We start from the raw sequence: 24610 nt of genomic DNA on the forward strand, positions 1-24610 counted from the left end.
GGCGCGTCCGACATCGGCTATCTCACCGACGGTCACATCAAGGAGACCCTCAAGTACGTGCGCCAGGCCTGGCTCGAGGGCCATGAGATCGGCACGCACTTCAACGGGCACTTCTGCGCCGGCACCGGCTCGGTCGCCAACTGGACGCCCGCGCAATGGCAGGACGAGATCGACCAGGCCAAGTCCTTCGTCAAGGAATGGCGCACCAATACCGGCTGGACCGATCTGCCGTCGCTGCCTTTCGACTACGACAAGGAACTCATCGGCGGCCGCACACCCTGCCTCCTCGGTCGCGGCAATCTCCTTCCCGTCGCCCGCGACCTGGGCTGGCGCTACGACGCGTCGTCGCCCGGCGGACTGCAGCGCTGGCCGGGCAGACGCCTCGGCATGTGGGATCTGCCGCTCCAGCAGATCCCGTTCCCCGGCCACCGCTTCGAAGTCCTGTCCATGGACTACAACATCCTCGCCAACCAGTCGAAGAACTCGACCCGGGCACCCTCGTACAACTATCCCGGCTGGCGCACCCAGGCGACCGAGTCGTATCTCGCCGGATTCCAGCGGGCCTACGAGACGAACCGCGCACCGCTTTTCATCGGCAACCACTTCGAGGATTGGAACGGCGGCATCTACATGGATGCCGTCGAGCAGGCCCTCACACGCATCTCCGGGAAGAAGGACGTACGCCTCGTCTCCTTCCGGCAGTTCGTCGACTGGCTCGACGTCCAGGACCCGGCCGTACTCGACAGACTGCGCGGCCTCGAAGTGGGGCAACGCCCGGAAGTCGGCTGGAAGAGCTACCTCGCACCACGGGATCACCAGGGATCAGTGGATCGCACCAGAGAGATGGGAACAGGAAGTTGACCGTGAATCGGTTGAAGTACGCGTCGTTGGCGGCACTCGCGGCGATGGCCGTCCTGACAGGGCCTGCGGTGGCGGCCACCGTGGGTGACCCGCCACCGTCCGACACGACTCCGCAGGCACCGGCAGCCGAGGCCGCAGCCCCGCGTCCGGCGCTGACGGCGAAGGTGAGCGTGGCCAGTGTGCGGGCCTGGCAGCAGTTCCACATCCACGGCGTCAGCCACCACATGGCGCCGGGGACCCGCGTCACCCTGCAGGAGAAGCAGGGCAAGCGGTGGGTGTCGCTGCCCGCGACCGTGAACATCAAGTACGACGCGACGTACGGCATGCCCGTCAAGCTCGGCCTCAAGGGGCTCAACGCCCTGCGGATCGTGGGCGGGGGCGCCGTCTCGCCCGTCGTCCACGTGACGGTGCGCTGACCCTGCCGCCCCTCCTTGCCGAATGCATACGTAGATTTGCCTAAAGGTATTAGGCAGCTGCATAATTTGTTTCGGCAAGAGAGGGGCAGGTCATGGTGCGCGTAGGGCTGACCGCGGAACGTCTCACCCAGGCGGGTGCGGAGCTGGCCGACGAGGTCGGGTTCGACCAGGTGACCGTCTCGGCGCTCGCCAGACGGTTCGACGTCAAGGTCGCGAGTCTGTACTCGCATGTGAAGAACTCCCAGGACCTCAAGACGAGGATCGCCCTGCTCGCCCTGGAGGAACTCGCCGACCGGGGCGCCGCCGCGCTGGCCGGACGAGCCGGCAAGGACGCGCTCTCGGCTCTGGCGAACGTCTACCGCGACTACGCCCGGGAACACCCCGGACGCTATGCCGCGGGCCAGATGAGGCTCACCCCGGAGGCGGCCGCCGCCAGCGCGGGCGGCAGGCACTCGCAGATGACGCGGGCGATCCTGCGCGGCTACGACCTGACCGAGCCGGACCAGACGCACGCGGTCCGCCTCCTCGGCAGCGTCTTCCACGGCTACGTCAGCCTGGAGCTTGCCGGAGGGTTCAGCCACAGCGCCCCCGACACGGAGGAGACCTGGCCCCGGATCCTCGACGCCCTCGACGCGCTGCTGCGGAACTGGCCGGCGCCGGAAATCCCCGTACCCCAGAACCATTGATCAACAGGTTGAGGCCATGAACACCCCCCAGGACCGGATCACCACGCCCGTCACCGCGGAACTCCTGCGCGGCGCCCTCGATGTGGAGCACACCGAGCACGGCGTGCTGCCGCACCGGCTGCCCGCCCGGGCCCGCGCCCAGTACGCCGACGGACAGCTCGCCATGGCCGAGTCCCAGCCGTCGGGCGTACGCCTGGTGTTCCGCACCCGCGCCACCGCCGTGGAGCTCGAAGTCCTGCCCACCAAGCGGGCCTACGTGGGCGCGCCGCCCCGCCCGGACGGCGTGTACGACCTGCTCGTCGACGGCCGGCTGACGCGTCAGGCCAGTGTGGCGGGCGGCAACACGCTGGTCATCGACATGACCGCGGGGACCGCCGAGCTGCGGCCCGGCGCGCCCGGCACCGTCCGCTTCACGGATCTGCGCGATGGCATGAAGGACGTCGAGATCTGGCTGCCGCACAACGAGACCACCGAACTCGTCGCCCTGCGCACGGATGCCCCCGTCGAGCCCGCGCAGGACCCGGACCGCCGGGTGTGGCTGCACCACGGCAGTTCGATCAGCCACGGCTCCGACGCCGCGAGCCCCACCACCACATGGCCCGCCCTTGCCGCCTCGCTCGGCGGTGTCGAACTGATCAACCTGGGGTTCGGCGGCAGCGCGCTGCTCGACCCGTTCACGGCGCGCACCTTGCGGGACACCACTGCCGACCTGATCAGCGTCAAGATCGGCATCAATGTGGTCAACGCGGATCTGATGCGGCTGCGCGCCTTCACGCCCGCGGTCCACGGCTTCCTCGACACCATCCGTGAGGGCCACCCCACCGCACCGCTCCTTGTCGTCTCGCCCATCCTGTGCCCCATCCACGAGGACACGCCCGGCCCGTGCGCGCCGGACTTCAGCGCGCTCAGCACCGGGCAGCTGCGGTTCATGGCCACGGGCGATCCGGCGGAGACGGCGAGCGGAAGGCTGACGCTGACCGTCATCCGGGACGAGCTGGCCCGGATCGTGGCACAGCGGGCGGCCGACGACCCGAACATCCACCACCTCGACGGCCGCGATCTCTACGGCGACGCGGACTTCGCCGAACTGCCGCTCCCCGACGCACTCCACCCGGACGCGGCCACCCACCGCCGCATCGGCGAACGCTTCGCCGATCTGGCCTTCGCCGCCAAGGGCGCCTTCGCGACAGGCGGCGCCTGAGCGATGAGTTCCGGCGGTCCCGACGGTCTTACTTCCTGAGAACGCGACGACTTCAGGAGAACCCCATGCCCGAGACAACAACGCACACACTGGCCGCGACCGGGGCCACGCTGACCTACGACATTCACGGCGGCGTGATCGGCGGCGACGCGACCGGTGACCGTGTGCTGTTCCTGATCGGCTCGCCCATGGACGCCTCCGGGTTCACCACGCTGGCCTCGCACTTCACCGACCGGACCGTCGTCACGTACGACCCGCGGGGAACGGGCCGCAGCCCGCGCACCGACGGTGCGACGGAGACCAGCCCCGATGAGCACGCCGATGATCTCCGACGGGTGATCGAGGCGCTCGGCGTGGGGGCCGTGGACATGTTCGCGAGCAGTGGCGGTGCCGTGAACGCGCTGGGTCTGGTGGCGCGGCACGGGCACCTCGTGCACACCCTGGTCGCGCACGAGCCGCCGTCGGCGCAGGTGCTCCCGGACCGGGAGGCGGCGCTCGCCGTCTGCGCGGACATCCACGCCACTTACCTGCGCGACGGGATGGGTCCCGCGATGGCGAAGTTCCTCGCGGTGACGAGCCGGAAGGGGCCGTTCCCGGACACCTGGGCGGACGAACCGGCGCCCTCGCCCGCCGACTTCGGGCTTCCCGTGGAGGACGACGGTTCGCGCGACGACCCGCTGCTCGGCCAGAACTTGATCGGCTGCACCGGCTTCGAGCCCGACTTCACCGCTCTGCGCGCAGCGCCCACGAAGATCGTCATCGCGGCCGGGCAGGAGTCCTCCGGCGAATTGGCCGCACGCGCCGCGGCTCGGATCGCCGCCGGTCTCGACAGCGAGCTCGCGATGTTCCCCAGCCACCACGGCGGCTTCCTGGGCGGCGAGTTCGGCCAGCAGGGCGCCCCGGAGCCCTTCGCGAAGACCCTGCGGCAGGTGCTCGACGCGCACCGCTGAGGCGCGGCGCGGCGGTCAGCGCCCCAGGGAACGCGCGAGGCGGAAGCCCACGTCGTCGACCTGGTAACTGGGGTGGCTGCGCCGCCGCGCGGAGGCCCGGCAGCTCCAGTGCTCGTCGAACCAGCCTCCGCCGCGCAGCACCCGGTAGCTGCCGTAGACCTCCGGGTCGTAGATGTCCCAGCACCAGTCCCAGACGTTGCCGAGCATGTCGTGCAGGCCCCACGCGTTGGGCCGTCGGCCGCCCACGTCGTGGATCCGCTCGTCGGAGTTGCCGCGGTACCAGGCGATCTCGTCGAGCGGCCCGTAGTGCGGTCCGGCGGTACCGGCGCGGCAGGCGTGCTCCCACTCGGCCTCGGTCGGCAGTCGGTAGCCGTCGGCCGACGTGTCCCACGCGATGTCTTCGCCGTCGCTCTCGCCGTCGATGCGGTAGGCGGGCGTGAACCCGTCGTGCTCGGACAGCGCGTTGCAGAACCGGACCGCGTCCCACCAGGAGACCCCTTCGACCGGCAGCCGGTCCCCGTCTGCGGTGCTGGGCCGGAGGCCGGTGATCCGCGCGTACAGCGCCTGGGTGACCGGGTACGCCGCGATGTGACAGGACGCGACGTCGACCGGCCAACTGCGCCGCGTCCGGCGGTCGGAGAGGGTCACCCGTCCCGCCGGAATGTCGATCATCTCGGTCCCTGTGATCACGTCCATCGCCCGATCATGCCTGATCGGGCTCAGGATCCGGCTGGGGTTCGCCGGTGACGTAGCCGTGCAGGCGGCCCGATGCCGCGAGCATGGCGGTCCCCCGCCCGTTCAGGGCCGCGAGGCGTTGCGCGATGGCCGCGCGCAGGGCGTCGGGGCTGCCCGTCTCGCGCAGCCCGTCGAGGACGGACTGGATCTGGGGCAGGGGGTAGTGGCCCTGTCGCAGGATGCTGACGATGCGGGCGTCGCGTACGTCGGTGGGGCCGAACCAGCGGTAGTGGGTGACCGGTTCGCGCTGCGGGTGCAGCAGGCCCGCTTCCTCCCACACCCGCAGCGCCGAAGTACGCACGCCCAGGCGGGCGGCGACCTCGCCGATCCGCAGGCGCGCCGCGTCGGAGGCCTGCGGGGTGTCGTCCGGGGTCTCCTTCGCGACGGCTTCCAGCGCCTCGCCTGCCGCCTGGAGGGAGCGCCGCTGCTCGTGCAGTTCGACGTGGCCCGCGTCGATGAGGGTGAGGGCCAGGGGGAGGTCGTCCGCGTGCACGGCCCGCATGATCGCCTGCGCGGTGTACAGGCCGTATCCCGGCACGAGCGCGCGGTAGGCGAGCAGGGCGCGGCGGTGGCGCGTGTCGAACCTGCGGTAGCCGGCGGGCGTGCGCGGGGTGGGCGGCAGGATGCCCGCGTCGGCGTAGTTGCGGATCTGCTGGGTGGAGACTCCGGCCGCCCGCGCCAGGTCGACGGGGCGCAGTGCCGTGTCGGCTCGGCTCATCGATCGACCTCTCCTTCACGTGGACTGGACGCACCCCCGAGTTGAAGGTTAGCGGCACGGATTCTCACTCGTACAGGCAATCCAGCTGCAAAAGTCTCAACTAGGACTTCAATGGAACACTTGAAGGCATGGATGCCAGCACTGTCAACGCCGACTCGATCCGCATCAAGGGCGCACGCCTGCACAACCTCAAGAACGTGTCGCTCGCCGTCCCCAAGAACAAGCTCGTCGTCCTGACCGGGCTCTCCGGCTCCGGCAAGTCCACGATCGCGTTCGACACCCTGCACCAGGAGGGCCAGCGGCAGTACCTGGAGTCGCTGGGCCTCGTCACCATGTCCGTCAGCAAGCCGGCGGTCGACTCGATCACCGGCCTCTCCCCGTCGATCAGCGTGGACCAGCATCTGACCAACCGCAGCCCCCGTTCGACGGTCGGCACGGTCACCGAGGTCTTCACCTATCTGCGTCTGCTGTGGGCGCGCATCGGCCACCGCCCCTGCCCGGCGTGCGGGCAGGACGTCCCGCCCGCCTATCACGTGGACGGTGACGAGCTCTGGGGCGACGAGACGTCTGCGGGCGAGTCCGCCGACGGCGAAGTCGCTTCCCTGCCGTGCCCGCACTGCGGGACGGCCGTTCCCGGCATGGTGATGGGCACCTTCTCCTTCAACAAGCCCGCCGGCGCGTGCGCCACCTGCACCGGCATCGGCACCGTGTTCCAGGCGGATGTCTGCCGCCTGGTCGACGACGGGCTGAGCGTCGCGGCGGGGGCCGTGCTCGGCTGGCTGCCCGTGCTGACCGCGCGCAACGTCCCGGTCCTGCGGGCCGCGGGGGAGCACTACGGCTTCACCTTCGACGCGGACACTCCCGTACGCGAACTGGGCGACGTACAACGCGACTTGCTGCTCCACGGCGTCGAAAGCGACACGTTCCGCCGCCACTTCCCGGGCGTCGAACCACCGGCCACCGTGGCGCGCGGACGTTTCGAGGGCGTGGTGACGACCGTGCTGCGCCGGTACGCCGAACGCATCGACGACGCCGCCTACCGCGAGAAGACGGAGAAGTTCCTCGTCAACGACGTCTGCCCGGACTGCGAAGGCACCCGGCTGCGCCCGGAGAGCCGACACGTCACCGTCGCCGGTCTCACCATCGTCGACGCGGCACGGCTGCCGCTCGACGAGCTCGCCGAGTGGATCGGCGCACTGCGCGGCCATGTCACCGACGACGAGGCGTGGCAGGTCACCGAGCCCGTCCTGGACGATCTGCGGGAACGTGTGCGGCGTCTGATCGACGTCGGCGTCGGCTATCTGACCCTGGAGCGGGCCACCCCCAGTCTTTCCGCGGGCGAGGCCCAGCGCCTGCGGCTTTCCGCGCTGCTCGGTTCCGGGCTCACGGGCGTGCTGTACGTCCTGGACGAGCCGACGATCGGGCTGCATCCCGCGGACACCACGCGGCTGGTCGGCGTCCTGCGCCGGCTGCGCGATCTGGGCAACACGGTCCTGGTCGTCGAGCACGACCTGGATGTGCTGCGGGCGGCCGACCACGTCATCGATGTCGGGCCCGGCGCTGGCCGCGACGGCGGGCGCATCGTCGCCGCGGGGTCGCCGCAGGAGGTGGCGGCGACCCGCGGGTCGGTCACCGGCGACTATCTGTCGGGGCGCCTTGCGATGCCGCTGCCCGCGGCCCACCGGCCAGGCATCGGCAAGGAGTTGGTGATCCGCGGGGCACGGGCGCACAACCTCAGGAACGTCACCGCGCGGCTTCCGCTGGGGCGGCTCATCGCGGTGAGCGGCCCTTCGGGATCGGGCAAGTCGTCGCTGGTGCTCGACATCCTGGGCCGTGCGGCGCGGCAGCGTTTCCACGGTGCGAGCGAGGCGCCGGGCGCGCACGACGGGATCGACGGCTGGGAGCACATCGACAAGGTCGTCGCCATCGACCAGCAGGCGATCAGCCGGGTGCCGCGGTCGAACGCGGCGACGTACTCGGACGCGTTCACCCCGATCCGCGAGGCGTTCGCCGCGAGCGCCGACGCACGGCAACGGGGGCTGACCGCCGGGCACTTCTCGTTCAACGTGGCGGGTGGCCGCTGCGAGCGCTGCGCGGGCGCGGGGGTCCTCACGGTGCAGATGCACTTCCTGCCCGACGTGGAGGTGCGCTGCCCTGCCTGCCGTGGCCGCCGTTTCCGGGCCGAGGTGCTCGGTGCGCGGTATGGCGGTCATGACATCGCGCAGGTCCTTGAGATGACCGTCGACGAGGCGCTCTCCCTCTTCGAGGCCGTGCCCGGCGCGGCCACGCGGCTCCAGCGGATGTCCGACGTCGGCCTCGGCTATCTTCAGCTCGGGCAGCCCGCGACCACCCTGTCCGGCGGCGAGGCCCAACGCGTCAAGCTCGCCAAGGAGTTGGGCCGCCGTGCCACGGGCCGCACGCTGTATCTCCTGGACGAGCCGAGCACCGGACTGCACGCCGCCGACACGGCACGGCTGCTTGGCGTGCTGCAACGCCTGGTCGACGCCGGGAACAGCGTCATCACCATCGAGCACAACCTCGACGTCGTCCGCGCCGCCGACTGGGTCGTCGACCTGGGTCCCGAGGGCGGCGCGGCGGGCGGCGAGATCGTGGCCGAGGGCACGCCGAAGGAGCTCACGCGGGTGAGCGCGTCGCGGACGGGTGCGTTCCTGGACGGGGTGTGACGTACCTGGAGTCCGGCAACTGCCCGCTGCCGTGACCGAGTTCACCGTCGCGGCCTCTTGTCCCCCGAGTGACAAGAGGCCGCACCATGTGGTGTCCATCACCCGATCGTCTTCCGCGCACCTTCGGGCGGTATCTTCACCGAACCTTTGTCCCCCGCGCGCAGAGGGAGCACTCCATGGTCAACGGATCGATGCCGCCCGCGGGCATGGCCTCGGCCGGCACTCCTGCACCCCTGAGCGCGCCCGCAGAGAAGTCGCACGCCGCGTTCAGCGCCTTTCCCTCGGGCCTGCACGACCATGTTCGGCCGTATCTGGACGACATCACCGCGGAGGTGGTGCAAGCCATACGTACGGAGATACCGGAGTACGCACGGCCGACGGACAACACGTACATGCACGTCGTGAACCGCGGTGTGGAGCAGGCCCTGCAGGGATTCCTCGCCCGCATGGCCCACCCGGACACCGACTGGGAGTCGGTGAAGGCCACCTATCAGAGCATCGGCAGGGGCGAGGCGGACGAGGGGCGCAGCCTCGACTCGTTCCAGTCGGCGCTGCGGCTCGGCGCGCGGGTGACGTGGCGCAGGGTCAACGCCCTGGTCGACGCCGATCTGTTGCCCCGGCATGTGCTCTCCGCCTTCGGCGAGGCGCTCTTCCTGCACCTGGACGAGATGGCCGCGGCGACGACCGCGGGCTACACCGAGGCCCGGCTGCACGCGGCCGGTGAGCTGCAGCAGCGCCGGGACCGGCTCATCGGTCTGCTCACCGCCGATCCGCCGGCGTCCGCCGAGGCCATCGCCGATCTCGCGCAGAGCGCTCAGTGGCCCATCCCGCGCGAGGTGGCCGTCGTCGTCATCGACCACGCCCTCACCCCCGAGACCATCCGGCCCATCGTGCCGCCGGAGTTCCTCGCCCGCTTCTCCGAGCAGCCCGGCTGTCTCGTCGTACCCGACCCGGAAGGACCCGGCCGTGCCCGCACGATCGCGGCCGCGCTGCAGGGGCTGCGCGCGGTGATCGGTCCCACGGTGGCGCTGCACGAGGGGGCGCGCTCGCTGCGCTGGGCGCTCGACGCCCTGGAGCTCTCCCGGCGCGGCATCCTGCCCGACGCGGGCCTCCTGCACTGCGCGGACCATCTGGCGACGCTGCTGCTCTTCCACGACGAGGCGCTGATCGACGCGCTCGCCCAGCGGCATCTGCTGCCGCTGCGGGAAGTGCGCTCACCGCAGCGCGAACGCCTCGCTGAGACGCTGCTGTGCTGGCTCCGGTCCGGGCACAACGCGAGCGAGGTCGCCACCCGCCTCGCCGTCCACCCGCAGACGGTCCGCTACCGCCTGCGGCAGCTGGACGAGGTCTTCGGCGACCGGCTGCACGATCCGGCCGCGCAGTTCGAGATGCAGCTTGCCCTGCACGCGTTGAGCCTGCGGCCGGCCGGCGCCTGACGTTCGGCTGCCGGCGCGTGCCGTTCCACTGATGGCGTGTGACGTTCCTGATGGTGCGTGACGTGTACGCGGTACGTCACGGTGAACGCCATGCCCATCACCCGGACGCGCGGCAGCGGCGGCAGCCAGGCGACGACGTCTCGCCGTAACGTCCCCTTCGCCCCGATTGCCCTGCCGTCAGGTGAAGGAGAGTTCCTACGTGCGTGCCCGTGTCATGGCCGCTTCCCCCGTCCGCGCCGCCCTCCCCCGACTCGTCGCCCTGTTCCTCCTCCCCCTGCTGACCACGCTGAGCACCGCCCTGCTCGCCCCGGCGCACGCCCACGCGGACGTCCGATTGCCGCAGGTGGCGTCCGTCAGCACACTGCTCGCCCCGCCTCCCGCGGCGGACGAACCGTGCACCAGCAAGGACCCCGCGGTCTGCCTCATCCGGCAGATGAGCCCGGAGGAGCGCGAGCAGGCCCGCGAGACCCGGCTCCGCTACCACCAGCTCCTGGACACCATGGAGGCCGTGGCGGACCACATGCACGAGGAGGGCCGCTGCGACGAGGAGATCGCCCGCGTCCTGGTCGACATGCGCAACGAGGCCCAGGACATCACCCGTGCCGGGATGACCCCCGAGGCGGTGCAGGCCCTGGAGCAGCGGAACATGAAGAAGTACGGCAACCCGCTTGGCCCGACCGCCGACCAGCTGTACGCCAAGTACGGCAGCTGGGCCAAGGTCATCGAGGCGTCCACCCGCACCAGCGCCGCCGTCGACCAGGAACTCGGCATCCCGCCGCGCGGCTGACCTCGATGATCCTGCGGGACTACGACCACCACGGCCGGACGTGGGAGCTGAACCCCCGAACGGGGCTCCTCTCCCCCGCGTCCGGCCGTTGCCACGGCTTCGTCCACGTGGGCGCGGACGCGGCGACTGCGCTGTACGCCGACACGGAGACCCTGTGGCTGCAGCACGGCGAACACCGCTGGAACTGCGCCACGGTGACGGTCCATCAGTCGGCCCAGGCGCACGGCACCCGCCTCTTCACGGTCGAGGACGCCCGGGGCACGGCCCTCGAACTCCCCTACCCCGCACCGGACTCGGGCCCCTTCGACCCGACGTACGACTGGATCGACGCGGAGGCGGACGACTTCTACCTCTGGGCGGCGGGCCGCCTCGCGGACGGTGACGCGACGTCGTACACCACGCTGTTCACGCACTTCCGTGCCGGATTCCTGCCGTCCTGAGCTGCCTGCTTCAGCTCGCCTGCCCGGCAGTTCGGCGCCGCTCGGCGCGGTGGTCGAGCGCGTCGACGATGCGTTGCCATGCCGGTGACGCCTCGGAGATCCGGGAAGAGACCAGCTTCAGATACCCCGGCCGGCTGCCGTCCCGTTCCTGTCCGATCTCCCACGCGTCCAGGTCGTCGATGAGCCGGTCAAGGCGTGGATCGTACGGATCCCATTCGACTGCCTGATCACAGGCGAGAAACAGGCGCGTGGTCTCGGGGTCGTCCAAGCCCGCGTTCTTGTCCCGTATCCGCTGCGGCATGACATGCGGATCCAGCGCCTGCATCAGGATCCACGCGTCGCGCTCGAGCAGCACCCTCCGTTCGCTGACACCGAGCCCGCGCATCCGGTCCAGGATGGCGACCACCTCGGGGGGCAGGACAAGCCGTTCGCCGCTGTCCAGTTGGGCGATCCGGCGGCGGTATTCGGTGAGTTGGCCGATCTTGCGCCGCAGTTCCGCGTCGATGTCGGTGACGGCCGCGGCGAATTCGGTCGGCTGCGCGTGCAGCAGCGCGTCGATACGGGCGAGTGGCACCCCCGCATCGGCGAGGGTCCTGATCCGGATGAGATCCACCGCCGCCTGCGCGCTGTACCGGCGGTAGCCGGAGGCATCGCGCTCGGGCTCGGGCAAGAGCCCGACGTGGTGGTAGTGGCGGACGGTGCGCACGGTCACTCCGGCGGTCGCCGCGAGCCGGCTGATCGTGAGCACCGTCCTCCTCTGGTCTGCGTGAATTGCGATTGGTCTACGTGAATTGCGATCGGGGGGGGTCTAGTTGAAATGTGATCGGGCCGATTCTAGAGGCGAGCCGCGCGGTCGATGACGTCGCGGATCGCCTGGGTCACGGCGTCGGGGCGGTCGAAGCAGAGTCGGTGGTGGGCCGTGTCGGAGAGGATGCGCTGTTCGCCGTGCGAGACCCCGCTCACCAGGGCCGCGTCCATTCTCGTACGGCCGTCATGCATCTCCTGCAACGTCCGCTCCGACATCAGATTCTTCTGGCCCGGGTCGGTGCCGACCACGGTGAGAGCGACCACCGGGACATCGGGAAGGTCCGGCCCGGCCCGCAGTTCGGTGGCGAGTTCGGCCAGCCTGCCGCGCTCGGCGATGCCCACGTCGGTCCATGCGTCACTCACCTTGGCATCGACCAGCGCCTGCCGCAGCTGCTCCGGGTCGTTCGCGTGCAGCTCGGCGTACATCTCACGCAGGACCGGGCGCATCTGTTCCAGTTGCTCCCGACCAGGTGCCATCCGCTCGACCGAGGCCAGAGACGCCTCGGGCGGCATGAAGTCGTCCCAGTCGCGATGGAAGGCGTCCAACGAGACAAGGCCTGCCACGTCCTGCGGGTACAGCTGCGCGAACCGATGCGCGTAGAAGCCGCCGAGGGAGTGCGGCACCAGAACGTAGGGGGCGGCGATGTGCTGGGCGCGCAGCAGCTCGCGCAGTTCCGTGGCGACCGCGGCGGCGGTGCGCGGCAGTGGAAGGGCATCGCTGAAGCCCGTGCCGCCGCGGTCGTACACAACGGCCGTGGTGAACTGCGAAACTGCCTGCTGAACCCCGAAGTAGTCCAGACCCACCGCGCCGGCGCCCGGCAGAAACACGACGGCCGGTCCGCCGCTGCCCGACCGGTGCACGAAGATGCGGCGGCCTTTGATCTCCTGAAACCCTCCGATCGGCGGGGCGAGCCGAGCCGAGGAAGTGCTGTGGTTCGTCATGCGCTCAGGCTCCAACCCTGACGCAGGGTCAGGGTCAACCCAGTCGGCGAAAGAGGGCGCTTCGTGGGTGTGTTGTCGACGTATTCGACAGAGTTGGAGTCGCCGGTGATTCGATCGGCCAGTGCCGTGCAACGGAACACGGCTGCCTCGGAGGTGTCGCAGTGATCGGGCAGTACGTGTTGGGTCTTCAAGAGGTGGACGAGACACAGGTCGCCGTCGTCGGCGGCAAGGGCGCGCACTTGGGCGAGCTGTCGCGCGTCGACGGCATCCGCGTACCGAATGGCTTCTGTGTGACGACGGATGCCTTTCGGCGGATCATGGCGGAAGCGCCGTCGATCGGCGGACGGCTCGATCAGTTGTCGCGCCTGGACCCGGACGACCGGGAGGGGATCCGCACGCTCAGCGCGCAGATTCGCCGGACCATCGAAGGGATCGCCGTCCCGGGCGATCTCGCGGCGGCGATCACCGGCGCGCTCGGCCGGCTCGGCGAGCAGGCCGCCTGCGCCGTCCGGTCCAGCGCGACGGCGGAGGACCTACCGACGGCCTCCTTCGCCGGCCAGCAGGACACGTACCTGAACGTCGTGGGGCCGACGGCGATCCTTCAGCACGTCAGCCGGTGCTGGGCCTCGCTGTTCACCGAGCGTGCCGTGACCTACCGCCGGCGGAACGGCATCGACCACCGTGCGGTCCACATGGCCGTGGTCGTGCAGCAGATGGTCTTCCCGGATGCGTCCGGCATCCTGTTCACCGCCGACCCCGTCACGGGCAACCGGAAGGTCGCCACCGTGGACGCCGGCTTCGGCCTCGGCGAGGCCCTGGTATCCGGCCTGGTGAACCCGGACGTCTTCACGGTGCAGGACGGGGCAGTCGTCGCCAAGGCGATCGCCGCCAAGCAGCGGGCCGTTCGCGCCCTGCCGGGCGGCGGTACGCAGGAAGTGGCGGTCGATCCGCCACGGCAGGAGCGGCCCGCGCTGACGGATGCTCAGGTCGTGTGGCTCGTACAGCTCGGGCGGCGGATCGAAGCGCGCTTCGGCCGCCCGCAGGACATCGAATGGTGCCTGGTCGACGACGGCTTCCAGATCGTTCAGAGTCGGCCGATCACGACGCTGTTCCCCATCCCCGTTCCCGCCCCGGCCCCCGTTCCCGGCGTCCCCGTACCCGAGACCGGTGACCTGGAGAATCACGTGTACGTATCCGTCGGTCATCAGCAGATGATGACCGACCCGATGAAGCCCCTCGGGTTCTCCATGTGGCAGCTGACAGCAATGGTGCCGATGCACGAGGCCGCCGGGAGGCTGTTCGTCGACGTCACCCGGCGGCTGGCCTCGCCCGCGAGCCGCGCCGCTCTCCTGGATGTCATGGGGAGAGGCGATCCGCTGATCAGGGACGCTCTGGAGACCGTCATCGACCGCGACGATTTCATCCCGACGCTCCCTGACGCGGGTCCCGGCGGGCCCCCGACCGGCGGCCCGCCCGCCCCGGCCGAGGCCGATCCGGCCATCGTCACCGAGCTGATCGAGCGCAGCCGGGCATCCATCGCCGCCCTGGAGCGCGACATCCGGACGAAGAGCGGACCGGCGCTGTTCGACTTCCTGCTCGAGGCCTTCGAGGAGCACAAGCGAATCCTCAGTGATCCGCTGAACTTTCAGGCGATCATGGCGGGGATGGAGGCCACTTGGTGGCTCAACGACCAACTGCAGGAGTGGCTGGGCGAGAAGAACGCGGCGGACACGCTCACGCTGTCCGCCCCCGACAACATCACGTCGGAGATGGGTCTCGCGCTGCTCGACGTCGCGGACGTGATCCGACCGCACCCGGAGGTCGTGGCCTTCCTTCAGGGCATCGAGTACGTCGAGGACGCGGGCTTCCTGGACGAGCTGGCGAAGCTCGCGGGCGGCGGGGCCGAAGCGCGCGACGCCATCGAGTCCTACCTCGACCGGTACGGCATGCGTTGCGTCGGCGAGATCGACATCACGAGGCCGCGCTGGCGCGAGCGCCCCACCACGCTCGTGCCGGTCATCCTCGACAACGTCAGGAACTTCGAACCGGGCGCCGCCGAGCGGCGGTTCGAGCAAGGGCGGCAGAAGGCGCTGCAGAAGGAACAGGACGTGCTGTCCCGCCTGCGGGCCCTGCCGGACGGGCAACGGAAGGCCGACGAGACCAAGCGGATGATCGACCGGGTCCGGAACTTCATCGGGTACCGGGAGTACCCGAAGTACGGCATCGTCAGCCGCTACTTCCTCTACAAGCAGGCCCTGTTGGAGGAGGCCGAGCGGCTCGTGCAGGCAGGTGTGCTCGCTGAGAAGGAGGACATCTTCTACCTCACGTTCCAGGAACTCCACGACGTCGTGCGCTCGAACCAGGACCAGGTGGATGACCGGCTCATCAAGGAGCGCAAGGAGGCGTTCCGGTCGTATCACGCGCTCACCCCGCCCCGGGTGCTCACCTCGGACGGTGAGGCCGTCACCGGGGCGTACCGGCGCGACGACGTGCCGGCCGGTGCGCTGATCGGCCTGCCGGTTTCCGCCGGGACCGTCGAGGGACGGGCCCGCGTGATCCTGGACATGGCGGACGCCGATCTCGAAGCGGGCGACATCCTGGTCACGACCTACACGGACCCCAGTTGGTCGCCGCTGTTCGTCGGAATCGCGGGCCTGGTGACGGAGGTGGGCGGCCTGATGACCCATGGTGCGGTGATCGCCCGGGAGTACGGCCTGCCGGCGGTCGTGGGCGTGGAGCAGGCCACCGGGCTGATCCGGGACGGGCAGCGGATCCGCGTGCACGGAACCGACGGGTACGTCGAGATCGTGGCTTGACCGACTACGCCGAGGAGTTGGCCGGGCGTGCAGGGGCTGCCTCGGCATCCGTGTCGTCTCCGCTCTGTTGCGCCGCCGCCGTGGGCTTCGGCGCGGTGGGTTCGGGCAGCGTGCGGAACAGCAGCCAGCTCAGGGCGGGCATCAGGATCAGTGGTGTCAGGGCGGTGCGCAGGGAGGTCGCGTCGGCGACGCTGCCGATGAGCGGGCTGACCAGGCCGCCGATGCTGACGGTCAGCCCGAGGGTGATGCCGCTTGCAGTGCCGACGCGTGTGGGCAGGTAGTCCTGGCCGAGGGTGACCTGCAGGGAGAAGGGGACGTACAGGCCAGCCGAGGTCAACGCCACGAACACGTAGATCGCCGGGCCGGGCGTGAACACGATCCCCGCGACGGCGGCGATCGTGACGAGGTACGACCAGCGGGCGACAGTGACCCGGTCCCAGCGGTTGGCCAGGCTGCCGCCGAGGACGGAGCCCACCGCGCCGCCGAGATAGAGCACGACCAGCGCCGCGGTGCCCGCTGCCGTACCGCCTCCCAGACGCTCCTGTGCGTAGAGCGAGATGAACGTACTCAGGCCGATGAAGACGATGGACCGGCAGACCACGGCCAGCGACAGCTTCACGAACGACGCCCTGTCGTCGGCGCCCGTCGCAACCGCGGTGCCGGAGCCGCCGCGTGCTGTCTTCTCCAGGGCGCGCAGGACAGGCAGGCACAGCACGCTGCCGGCGAGGGCCGGCACCACGAGCAGCGGTGACAGGCGCAGACCGCCGGAGGCGACGACGGCGGTGACCATGAGCGGCGCGGCGGCGAAGCCGAGATTGCCCCCCAGGGAGAACCAGCCCATCGCGCTGTGGCTGCCCTCGCTGACGAGCCGCGCGACGCGGGCGGACTCGGGATGGTAGGCGGCGACCCCGACACCGGACACCGCCACGAACGCCAGCGTCAGAGCGTACGAACCACTCAAACCGCTCAAGGCGATACCCAGTCCGCCGAGGATCGTACTCACCGGCAGGAGCCAGGGCATGGCCCAGCGGTCGGTGAGCGCGCCGAACACCGGCTGTGCCACCGAGGACAGCAGAGACGCGGCGAGCACGACGCCCGAGACCGCGGCATAGCTGTAAGCGCGCTCGGCGACGAAGAACGGGACGAGCGACGCGACAGCGCCTTGGTAGACGTCGACGCAGGCGTGGCCGACCGACAGCATGATGATTGATCTGTTCCTTGGCACATCGCCATGGTCATCACCGGGCAACGTGTCGCGCTTCCGATAAACTGCCGATCAATGACGGAAATCCGCCACGAGCCGGTTGCGCCGACCCGCACCCAGTGGCTGGCCCCCGGGGCCGCCATAGACGCGCACCGCCACGACGACCACCAGATCGTCTACGCGGGCCGGGGCGTGCTGGCCGTGACGACCAGCACGGGCTCGTGGATCGCGCCGGGTACGCGCGCCATCTGGGTGCCGGCCGGCACCGCGCATGCTCACCAAGCCCACGGCGAACTCGCGCTGCACCTGGTGGGCCTGCCCGCGAGTGACAACCCGCTCGGCCTGGACGAGCCGACCGTGCTGGCGGTCGGCCCCCTCCTTCGTGAACTGATCCTCGCCTACACGCGCACCCCGCACGACGACAGTCCCGAACGTGGGCGGCTGCGGGCCGTGTTGCTCGATCAGTTGCGGGCCTCGCCGCAGCAGCCCCTGCACCTGCCCACTCCGACCGCCCCTCAGCTGAAGGCAGTGTGCGAGATGCTGCGCACGAATCCGGCCGACGACCGCACCCTGGCCGCACTGGGCAGGGAGGTCGGCGCCAGCGACCGCACGCTCTCCCGCCTCTTCAAGGCCGATCTCGGCATGACTTTCCCGCAGTGGCGCACCCAACTGCGCCTGTACCACGCCTTGGTGCTGCTTGCCGAGAACATCCCGGTGACCACCGTGGCACACCGGTGCGGCTGGTCGTCCGCCAGTGCATTCATCGATGTCTTCCGCCGTACCTTCGGGCACACTCCAGGAGCACATCAACACGGCTAGCCGTACCGATTCCGTTTCGCCAGATGCCGAAGTCCCCTAACCCCGTGGCCGGTCGTTACGGCGATGCCTTCCCGCGCGGGTCAGCGCGTCCTCGGCCTGGGCAGCCAGGTCGGTGACGAGGTCGGCCGCGGACGGTGCATCGGTGATGAGGTCGACGGCCTCGCCCGCCCAGACCGGCAGGGCTGGAATCGCCCCTCGTGCCACGTCGTCCTGGTACTCCTGACGCGCCTGCGCGTCGTCGGCCAGCTCGGCCTCCCGGCCACGCCATCGGTCGAGATAGGGGTGGCTCAGCGCACGGGCGGTGTACCTGTCCGTCGACCAGCCCGCGCCGCGGGCGATGTCCAACACGGCGTTGCGCTCGGTGTCCTGGCCCCGGCCTTCGATGATCGCCGTACGGGTCGAGGGGGCGACCAGGGCCTCGGTGGTGGCCTGGAAGCGCGTGCCGATGAGTGCCCCGGCCGCGCCCAGGGCCAGTGCCGCGGCCACGCCCCGGCCATCGGCGATCCCGCCTGCCGCCAACACCGGTACGGGCGCCGCGAGATCCACCACGAGCGGCACGAACGGCAACGTGGACCGCCCGTGCCGCGCACCGTGCCCACCGCTCTCGGTCCCCTGGGCCACGATCACATCGGCCCCCACCTCCACGGCTCGCCTCGCCTCATCGAGGTCGGTGACCTGAACCATCAGTACCGCGCCGGACCGGCGGATCCGGTCGACGAACGGGCCCGGGTCGCCGAAGGACAACATCACCGCGGCGGGACGGAACTCCAGCGCACGCTCCACCGCGTCGACTTCGGTCCCCCAGGTCAGAAAGCCGACCCCCCACGGTTCGGCGGTGCCCTCCGCGACGATCGCCAACTCGCGCTCCAGCCATGCCCGTTCCCCGTGCCCACCGCCCACCATCCCGAGCCCGCCCGCCCGGGAGACCGCTGCGGCCAGCGCGCCGCCGGCCGAACCGCCCATCGGCGCCAGCACGATCGGGTGCCGTACGCCCAACAACTCCGTCAACTCCGTCGACAACGCCATGGCTCCATCATGGCTCCCGCCCCGACGGACAGGTTCAAGTCCCGTGGCACAGACCGCTGTCCGCCGCGAGGACCCCCTCCTCCAGGGCGGGCGAGCGATCCGCGCCGAAGAGGGAGCCGCGCAGGGCCGCGAAACGGTGCGGGTTGTCCAGGGCCACCGGTCCGCTTCACGCCCCCGTACGCCACTCCCGTTCGATCTTCCGCATCAGTGCCGGGTACACGATCAGGTACCGGAAGGGTTTGATCGCGGCCATGTAGGCGGCGCCGAACAGGCCGTTGGGCTTCACCAGGACCGCCATCTGGCCCCGGTGACCGCCGGACCCGTCCGGGACCCAGCCCATGTGCATCACGGTGTGCACGGTCCCGTTGGCCAGTTCCGCCGCCCACTCGTCCGCCAGCAGGTACAGCGGGGTGAACGGGAGCGAGTCGAAATCCGGCCCCGTCGGGACGTCCCGCAGGTCCTTGGGCATGCGGTTGCGCAGTGAGGCCACCCTGGTGCCGATGCCGGCCTTCGGGCGGTCCCAGCCGAGCACCTTCCCGATCTTCCACCGGGCCGCCCAGAGCACGCGCGCGGCGAGCGGGGCGCCCTCGGGGAAGTTCCCGGAGACGGTCTGTGAGACCAGGCGGGGGAAGTCGTCGGGGCCGCCGGGCGTCGGCAGCGCCCACACGTCCTCGACCTGGAAGTCACGGGTGAGTTCGTGGATCCGCCAGGGGCGTTCGGTGTGTGCGGCCTTCGGCAGTCTCATCCGGGTACCTCCGGGTGGCGGACCGAGCACGTGTACGTACGTTACGCCTCAGGGCGAGATCGCGCCCAGGAGCGCTCTCGCGCAGAGGTCCCGCACCTGTTCCCTGGGCAGTTCCGGCTCCTCGAGCCACTCCAGGCAGACGGCCACCATGAACGCGAGCCAGCCGCGCACGGCCAGGCGCAGGGTGGGCAAGTCGTGTGCGGTGGCCGCCGCTTCGGGGTCCGCGGCCAGGGCCTCGAGGATCTGGTGCTCCTGCGCCACGAGGCTCTCGCGGTAGACCTTGCGCGCGGTCGGGTCGCCCGTCGCCTGGGCTCGGTGGAAGGCGCGGAAGCCCTCCGCGTGCGCCTCCACGTACGAAAGAAACGTGTCGAGGCCCGTGGTGACCTGTTCGCGGACCGGGATCCCCGGCACCGCTGCCGTCAGCCGCAGCATGCGCCGGCTCTCGCGCTGCACGACGGCGGCGAAGAAGTCGCTCTTGGTCGGGAAGTAGTGGTACAGCAGGCCGCGCGAGACACCGGCGATCTCCGCCACCCGCTCGACCCATACGTCGTCGTACGGATTCTCCGCGAAGAGCCGCGCCCCCGCCGTGAGCAGTTGCTCGCGCCGCTCCTCGGTGCTGAGTCTGCGGCGCGTGCGTTCCTGCGGTTTCGCGGCCATGGGAGCACCTTACTTGACGTGGATTCAATAAGGGGACCAGACTGAAGCGCCTTATTGAATCCGCGTACAACAGGCTCAACGAGCGCGTAGCGCAAGGGAGATGGCACTCATGGCGCAGTTGTCTCAGATGGCGGAGCCGGCGGGTGCCCCCATGCCGAAGGGGTTCCGCAGTGCCGAGATCGGGTGGCCGCGGCTCGACCTCGTGCCGCATCCGCCGCGCCGCGTGCCCCTGATCGGCGATGTCCTCGGCGCCAACGTGCGTACGCCCGTGCAGGATTCGATGCGGATCGGGCGGGCCCTGGGGCCGATCTTCCGCCGCAAGGCCTTCGGCAAGGAGATCGTCTTCGTCTGGGGTGCCGAGCTCACGGCGGAACTGGCCGACGAGTCACGGTTCGCCAAGCATGTGGGGCTCGGCGTCGCCAATCTGCGGCCGCTCGCCGGGGACGGCCTGTTCACCGCCTACAACCACGAGCCCAACTGGCAGCTGGCGCACGACGTTCTCGCGCCGGGGTTCAGCCGTGACGCGATGGCGGGCTACCACCCGCTGATGCTGGACGTCGCCCGGCAGTTGACTTCCCGCTGGGACGAGCGCGAGGCGGCGGGACGGTCCGTGGACGTGCCGGGCGACATGACGAAGCTGACCCTGGAGACGATCTCCCGTACCGGGTTCGGGCACGACTTCGGGTCCTTCGAGCGGTCCCGGCCGCATCCGTTTGTGACGGCGATGGTCGGCACGCTGTCCTACGCCCAGCGCCGCAATGTCGTGCCGCCCACGATCGCCCCGCTGGTGCTGCGCGGCGCGACGCGGCGCAACACGGCCGACATGGCCTATCTCAACCGCACCGTGGATGACGTCGTCGCGGCGCGACGCGCCGCGCCCGGCCAGGGCACCGGCGATCTGCTCGACCGGATGCTGGAGGTCGCCCACCCCGAGACCGGCGAGCGTCTTTCCGCCGAGAACATCCGCCGCCAGGTCATCACCTTCCTGGTCGCCGGGCACGAAACGACGTCGGGCGCCCTGTCGTTCGCGCTGCACTACCTCTCGCGCTCCCCCGATGTCCTGGCCCGCGCACAGGCCGAGGTCGACGAGATCTGGGGTGACGTGGCGGAACCCGCGTACGAGCAAGTCGCCAAGCTGCGTTATCTGCGCTGCGTCCTCGACGAGTCGCTGCGGCTGTGGCCCACCGCTCCCGGCTTCTCCCGCCAGGCCCGGCAGGACACGACGCTCGGCGGCACACATCCGATGCGCGAGGGGGCCTGGGCGCTGGTCCTTGCGACGCTGCTGCACCGTGACCCGGAGGCGTGGGGCGAGCACCCCGAGACCTTCGATCCGGACCGGTTCGCGCCATCGGCCGTCCGGGCCCGGCCCGCCCATGTCTTCAAGCCGTTCGGCACCGGCGCCCGTGCCTGCATCGGCCGTCAGTTCGCGCTGCACGAGGCGACGTTGGTCCTCGGTCTGCTGCTGCGCCGCTACGACCTGCATCCCGATCCGGGCTACCGGCTGCGGGTCGCCGAGCGTCTGACGCTCATGCCGGACGGGCTCACGCTGCGGCTCGGCCGCCGCGCATAGCGCTCCGCGGGACATGCGGTATTCGTCTGCGGGTCCGTTGTGGCTGGTCGCTCCCCCAAGTTCTCGGCTTCGCTCGAACAGGGGGACCCCCTTCGCGGCGGAGCCGCACATGTCACAGCCCCGCGCCCCTTTCGGGGCGCTGCCGACCCGCAGCGGACTTCGACACGACCGCGTAGAACCGCGATTGTCAGACCCATGCGCAAGAGTGGAAGGTCCACCGGTGCGACCGCCGGCCGGACCGACCCGCGCTAAGGAGCTCTTGCCATGACCAGCACGCAGACCCCGGAACTGGCCGCCGCCCAGGCCTGCTTGCGGCTGCTGCACACCGCACGTGCGGCCCTGACGGGTCCCGTCCCGACGGCCGCCGCGGCCTCGCTGCTCGCCGGACCGATGGCGGAGGCCGACGAGGCGCTGCGCCGCGCGGGCCTGACGGGCAACGAGGCAGAGCTGCTCGCAAGGATCTACGACCTCGATCCGCACCCTCCCACGCGGTCCGGGGACGACGGCTCCGCTGCCGCCGGCTTCCCCGTCACCGGGTCCGCCGTCTCCAGCTCGGCCTCCACTTGACCCTGCCGGCTCGGCTTCCACTCGGCCTGTCAGCTCGGCTTCCACTTGAACTTGTCGCCGCCCACCCAGTGCACGACCTCCGGATCATCCGCGTCGTGCACGACGACGCCCGCCCGGGCGGCGACCGTCAGTACGTCGACGAGCCCCGTGGCCTCGCCGACCACCTCGCCGTCGATCTCCACGATGCGGAAGGGGGGCCGGCCGGGATTGACGCCAAGGACCGTGATCCGAGGATGGGCCACATGGAGGTTCGCGCTTTCGGTCATGCCTGGAGACTGCCACGCTCCGGCCCGGTCATGACCTGCCTGTTCGGCCGCTCGGGCTACGCGCCGGTGGGCTCGGGCCGTCCGATCAGCCGCTCGGCCGCCGAGCGCGCCGAGGCGAGCGCGCCCCCGCGGTCCGCGCCGCGCTGACCCAGGACGACACGGGTGCTCAGGCCGTCGAGCAGCGCGAGGAGTTCGCCGGCACGGCCCGCGGCGTCGTCCACCGTGAGGACGCCGCGCTCCGCGCCCTGGGTGAGCAGCGCCTCCAGATCCTGCTGCCAGCCGTGGTCCAGTTCGTCCTGCGCCGTGCGGAGCGGTTCGTTCGCACCGGCGCGCGCCCACAGCTCGATCCAGAGCATCCAGCGGGGATCGCGCGGCCCCGCGGGCAGGTACATCCGCAGGAAGCGGTCGAGTTTGCGGGCCGGTGCCGTCCGGCCCGCGAGCAGCGCGCGGCGTTCCTCGGCGAGCGCCGCCTCGCTCCAGCGCAGCGCCTCAAGGAGCAGGCGGTCCTTGCTGCCGAAGTAGTACAGGATGTGCCCGCCGCTGGTGCCCAGGCGGTCGGCCAGTGCGGACATGGTGAGCGCCGCGAGGCCGTTCTCGGCGATCGCCGTCATCGCCTCCTCGAGCATCCGGTCCCGCGCGACCTGCCCGTCCCGCCGTCGTGCCACGCCTGCTCCCGTTCCGGTTCCCGCGTGCCGCTCCACGCCCTCGAGCCTAGCCGGGCCGTTCCGCGCCGATTTCGCGCAGGGTCTTGACGGCCCGCTGACCCGTGCCTCATTTTGAATGCCATTCAAAGTTATAGAACGGCATTCAAAGTCTGGGTGCCGGAGAGTGAGGTGCCCGCATGGCAAGACAGGCCACTGGAGTCACCAGCGACGAGGTGTTCCGCGTCGAGACCCACGGCATCGACCCGATCCCCGACGCCGACCGGCACGGCAGCGCCAAGGATCTGTTCTGGCTCTGGTTCGGCTCCAATCTGACCTTCACATACGTCATCAACGGCGCCCTCGCCGTCAGCTTCGGCCTCAGCTTCTGGCAGGCCACCGCCGTGGTCGTGATCGGCGGTCTCGCGTTCTTCGTCATCAGCGCGGCGGGCCTCAGCGGCATCCGGACCGGCACGGCGACCCTGGTCATCTCCCGGGCGGCCTTCGGCGTCCTCGGGAACTGGCCCGCCGGGCTGCTCAACTGGGTCGTCTCCATCGGCTACACCATCGTGAACACCGTGGTCGGCACGCTCGCCCTCGAGGCCCTCTTCACCGACCTCGGCTGGACGGGCGGCGGGGACGCGGCGCGTGGCCTCGCGCTCGCGGTGACCCTCGCGATGACCTTCGCGGTGGCGATGTGGGGGCACGCGACCGTGCAGCTCGCCGAGCGCTGGATGGCGTACGTCCTGGCCGCCGGATTCGGGGGGCTGCTGCTCTTCGTGCTGCCCGACGCCGACTTCGGCGCCGCATCGGGCGGCGGCGCGGGCTTCTCCGGCTGGACTTGGGCGTTCGTCGTCATGCTGGCCGGGCCGTTCTCGTATCTGCCGATGCCCGCCGACTACACCCGCTATCTGCCCCGGGACACCTCGCTGCGCTCCATCACGCTCACCGGCGCGCTCGGCGGCTTCGTCTCCTCGGTCGCGCTCGGTGTCGCGGGAGTCGCGGCCGCCACGCAGGCCGACATGACGGACGCGGTCGCGGGGGTGGAGAAGCTGCTTCCGGGCTGGTTCCAGGCGGTGTTCCTGCTGCTCGTGCTCGGCGGCTCGGTCACCAACTCGATCCTCACGCTCTACTCCTCCAGCCTCAACCTGCAGGTGCTCGGCATCCCGTGGAGCCGTGCGAAGGCCATCGTCATCAGCATCGTCGTCACGGCGCTCGGCTCGCTCGGCGCGCTCTTCCTGACCGACTTCACCGCGTCCCTGCTCAGCTTCCTCTCCCTGCTGATCATCGTGTTCGCGCCGTGGGGCGGGGTGTTCCTCGCCGACATGCTGTTGCGGCGCTGCCACTACGACACGGACGCGCTGCACACCACCGGGCGCGACGGGGCGTACTGGTACCGGGCCGGATTCCACCCCGCCGGGATGACCGCCCTCGTCACCGGCATGGCCTTCGCCGCGCTGACCTGCGACTCCGAGCTGTGGACAGGACCCCTGGTCGCACCGCTCGGCGGCGGCGACCTCACGCTCCTCGGCTCGGTGGTCGCCGGGCTCGTGTACTGGGCGCTCGCCCGCCGCAGCGTCCCCGCCGCCACCTCTGCCCCCGCCTCCACATCTGCCTGATGCGGGCACCCCTCGTC

24 protein-coding genes and 1 pseudogene are annotated in these 24610 nt (G+C 70.5%); 14 read left to right on the forward strand and 11 right to left on the reverse strand.

The window, feature by feature from the left end; translation table 11 throughout:
- From AB0G47_RS32945 to AB0G47_RS32965, 5 genes and pseudogenes are all read left to right on the forward strand, one after another.
- Window positions 1–861, forward strand: a pseudogene (locus AB0G47_RS32945) (hypothetical protein); the annotation flags it as partial.
- Window positions 862–863: 2 nt separating this feature from the next.
- On the forward strand, window positions 864–1277 hold the full coding sequence (locus tag AB0G47_RS32950) for a hypothetical protein (protein WP_360777467.1): 414 nt from the start codon (window positions 864–866) through the stop codon (window positions 1275–1277).
- Between the two features lie 92 nt (window positions 1278–1369).
- Window positions 1370–1963 carry a WHG domain-containing protein gene (locus tag AB0G47_RS32955; RefSeq protein WP_360777469.1) on the forward strand — a complete coding sequence of 198 codons (594 nt, stop codon included), beginning with the start codon at window positions 1370–1372 and terminating at the stop codon, window positions 1961–1963.
- 16 nt (window positions 1964–1979) lie between these two features.
- On the forward strand, window positions 1980–3164 hold the full coding sequence (locus tag AB0G47_RS32960) for a GDSL-type esterase/lipase family protein (protein ID WP_360777471.1): 1185 nt from the start codon (window positions 1980–1982) through the stop codon (window positions 3162–3164).
- Between the two features lie 65 nt (window positions 3165–3229).
- Window positions 3230–4114 carry an alpha/beta hydrolase gene (locus AB0G47_RS32965; RefSeq protein WP_360777473.1) on the forward strand — a complete coding sequence of 295 codons (885 nt, stop codon included), beginning with the start codon at window positions 3230–3232 and terminating at the stop codon, window positions 4112–4114.
- 15 nt (window positions 4115–4129) lie between these two features.
- On the opposite strand, the gene AB0G47_RS32970 is transcribed toward AB0G47_RS32965, so the two are convergent.
- Complete coding sequence (locus AB0G47_RS32970; protein ID WP_360777475.1) at window positions 4130–4810, reverse strand: SUMF1/EgtB/PvdO family nonheme iron enzyme; 681 nt, start codon at window positions 4808–4810, stop codon at window positions 4130–4132.
- Window positions 4811–4817: 7 nt separating this feature from the next.
- Complete coding sequence (locus AB0G47_RS32975; protein ID WP_360777477.1) at window positions 4818–5567, reverse strand: MerR family transcriptional regulator; 750 nt, start codon at window positions 5565–5567, stop codon at window positions 4818–4820.
- Between the two features lie 128 nt (window positions 5568–5695).
- On the opposite strand from AB0G47_RS32975, the gene uvrA reads away from it, so the two are divergent.
- The 4 genes from uvrA (at window position 5696) to AB0G47_RS32995 (ending at window position 10914) form a co-directional block, all read left to right on the forward strand.
- Complete coding sequence (uvrA, locus tag AB0G47_RS32980) at window positions 5696–8251, forward strand: excinuclease ABC subunit UvrA (RefSeq protein WP_360777479.1); 2556 nt, start codon at window positions 5696–5698, stop codon at window positions 8249–8251.
- A gap of 176 nt (window positions 8252–8427) precedes the next feature.
- Window positions 8428–9687, forward strand: a complete 1260-nt coding sequence (locus AB0G47_RS32985) for a helix-turn-helix domain-containing protein (protein ID WP_360777481.1) — start codon at window positions 8428–8430, stop codon at window positions 9685–9687.
- 199 nt (window positions 9688–9886) lie between these two features.
- Window positions 9887–10474: a hypothetical protein gene (locus AB0G47_RS32990; RefSeq protein ID WP_360777483.1), complete on the forward strand. Its 588-nt coding sequence runs from the start codon at window positions 9887–9889 to the stop codon at window positions 10472–10474.
- Between the two features lie 5 nt (window positions 10475–10479).
- The gene (locus AB0G47_RS32995; protein WP_360777485.1) at window positions 10480–10914 is read left to right on the forward strand and encodes a hypothetical protein; all 435 of its coding nucleotides are present in this window, start codon (window positions 10480–10482) and stop codon (window positions 10912–10914) included.
- Between the two features lie 10 nt (window positions 10915–10924).
- Here AB0G47_RS32995 and AB0G47_RS33000 read toward each other — a convergent pair whose 3' ends face one another.
- Entirely contained in the window at window positions 10925–11662 is a 738-nt protein-coding gene (locus tag AB0G47_RS33000) for a MerR family transcriptional regulator (RefSeq protein ID WP_360777487.1), read from the reverse strand.
- A gap of 86 nt (window positions 11663–11748) precedes the next feature.
- Window positions 11749–12663 (reverse strand): alpha/beta hydrolase, encoded by a 915-nt coding sequence (locus tag AB0G47_RS33005; protein WP_360777489.1) that lies wholly within the window; start codon window positions 12661–12663, stop codon window positions 11749–11751.
- Between the two features lie 161 nt (window positions 12664–12824).
- On the opposite strand from AB0G47_RS33005, the gene rph reads away from it, so the two are divergent.
- Window positions 12825–15479 carry a rifamycin-inactivating phosphotransferase gene (gene rph / locus AB0G47_RS33010; RefSeq protein WP_360777491.1) on the forward strand — a complete coding sequence of 885 codons (2655 nt, stop codon included), beginning with the start codon at window positions 12825–12827 and terminating at the stop codon, window positions 15477–15479.
- A gap of 4 nt (window positions 15480–15483) precedes the next feature.
- Here the strand turns inward: rph and AB0G47_RS33015 are convergent, their stop codons facing one another.
- Complete coding sequence (locus AB0G47_RS33015) at window positions 15484–16704, reverse strand: MFS transporter (protein WP_360777493.1); 1221 nt, start codon at window positions 16702–16704, stop codon at window positions 15484–15486.
- A 54-nt stretch (window positions 16705–16758) separates the two neighbouring features.
- On the opposite strand from AB0G47_RS33015, the gene AB0G47_RS33020 reads away from it, so the two are divergent.
- Window positions 16759–17502, forward strand: a complete 744-nt coding sequence (locus AB0G47_RS33020) for a helix-turn-helix transcriptional regulator (protein ID WP_360777495.1) — start codon at window positions 16759–16761, stop codon at window positions 17500–17502.
- A gap of 36 nt (window positions 17503–17538) precedes the next feature.
- Here AB0G47_RS33020 and AB0G47_RS33025 read toward each other — a convergent pair whose 3' ends face one another.
- From AB0G47_RS33025 to AB0G47_RS33040, 4 genes are read right to left on the reverse strand one after another with little or no spacing between them, the layout of a single operon-like run.
- Window positions 17539–18528 (reverse strand): nitronate monooxygenase, encoded by a 990-nt coding sequence (locus AB0G47_RS33025; RefSeq protein ID WP_360777497.1) that lies wholly within the window; start codon window positions 18526–18528, stop codon window positions 17539–17541.
- A gap of 34 nt (window positions 18529–18562) precedes the next feature.
- On the reverse strand, window positions 18563–18685 hold the full coding sequence (locus tag AB0G47_RS33030; RefSeq protein WP_360777499.1) for a hypothetical protein: 123 nt from the start codon (window positions 18683–18685) through the stop codon (window positions 18563–18565).
- A 9-nt stretch (window positions 18686–18694) separates the two neighbouring features.
- Entirely contained in the window at window positions 18695–19273 is a 579-nt protein-coding gene (locus AB0G47_RS33035; protein ID WP_360777501.1) for a DUF2867 domain-containing protein, read from the reverse strand.
- A 48-nt stretch (window positions 19274–19321) separates the two neighbouring features.
- Window positions 19322–19930: a helix-turn-helix domain-containing protein gene (locus tag AB0G47_RS33040; RefSeq protein WP_360777503.1), complete on the reverse strand. Its 609-nt coding sequence runs from the start codon at window positions 19928–19930 to the stop codon at window positions 19322–19324.
- Window positions 19931–20039: 109 nt separating this feature from the next.
- Between AB0G47_RS33040 and AB0G47_RS33045 the strand changes: the two genes are divergently transcribed.
- Window positions 20040–21500: a cytochrome P450 gene (locus AB0G47_RS33045; protein ID WP_360777505.1), complete on the forward strand. Its 1461-nt coding sequence runs from the start codon at window positions 20040–20042 to the stop codon at window positions 21498–21500.
- Between the two features lie 264 nt (window positions 21501–21764).
- Window positions 21765–22067, forward strand: coding sequence for a hypothetical protein (locus tag AB0G47_RS33050; protein WP_360777507.1), 303 nt, complete (start codon window positions 21765–21767; stop codon window positions 22065–22067).
- 29 nt (window positions 22068–22096) lie between these two features.
- On the opposite strand, the gene AB0G47_RS33055 is transcribed toward AB0G47_RS33050, so the two are convergent.
- On the reverse strand, window positions 22097–22333 hold the full coding sequence (locus AB0G47_RS33055) for a hypothetical protein (protein ID WP_360777509.1): 237 nt from the start codon (window positions 22331–22333) through the stop codon (window positions 22097–22099).
- Between the two features lie 56 nt (window positions 22334–22389).
- Window positions 22390–22959: a TetR/AcrR family transcriptional regulator gene (locus AB0G47_RS33060; RefSeq protein ID WP_360777777.1), complete on the reverse strand. Its 570-nt coding sequence runs from the start codon at window positions 22957–22959 to the stop codon at window positions 22390–22392.
- Between the two features lie 215 nt (window positions 22960–23174).
- Here AB0G47_RS33060 and AB0G47_RS33065 point away from each other — a divergent pair, with 215 nt between their 5' ends.
- Window positions 23175–24593: a cytosine permease gene (locus tag AB0G47_RS33065; protein WP_360777510.1), complete on the forward strand. Its 1419-nt coding sequence runs from the start codon at window positions 23175–23177 to the stop codon at window positions 24591–24593.
- The last annotated feature ends 17 nt before the right edge of the window (window positions 24594–24610 follow it).

The organism is Streptomyces sp. NPDC021622 (assembly GCF_040640795.1).
In the GTDB taxonomy this organism is placed as follows: Bacteria; Actinomycetota; Actinomycetes; order Streptomycetales; family Streptomycetaceae; genus Streptomyces.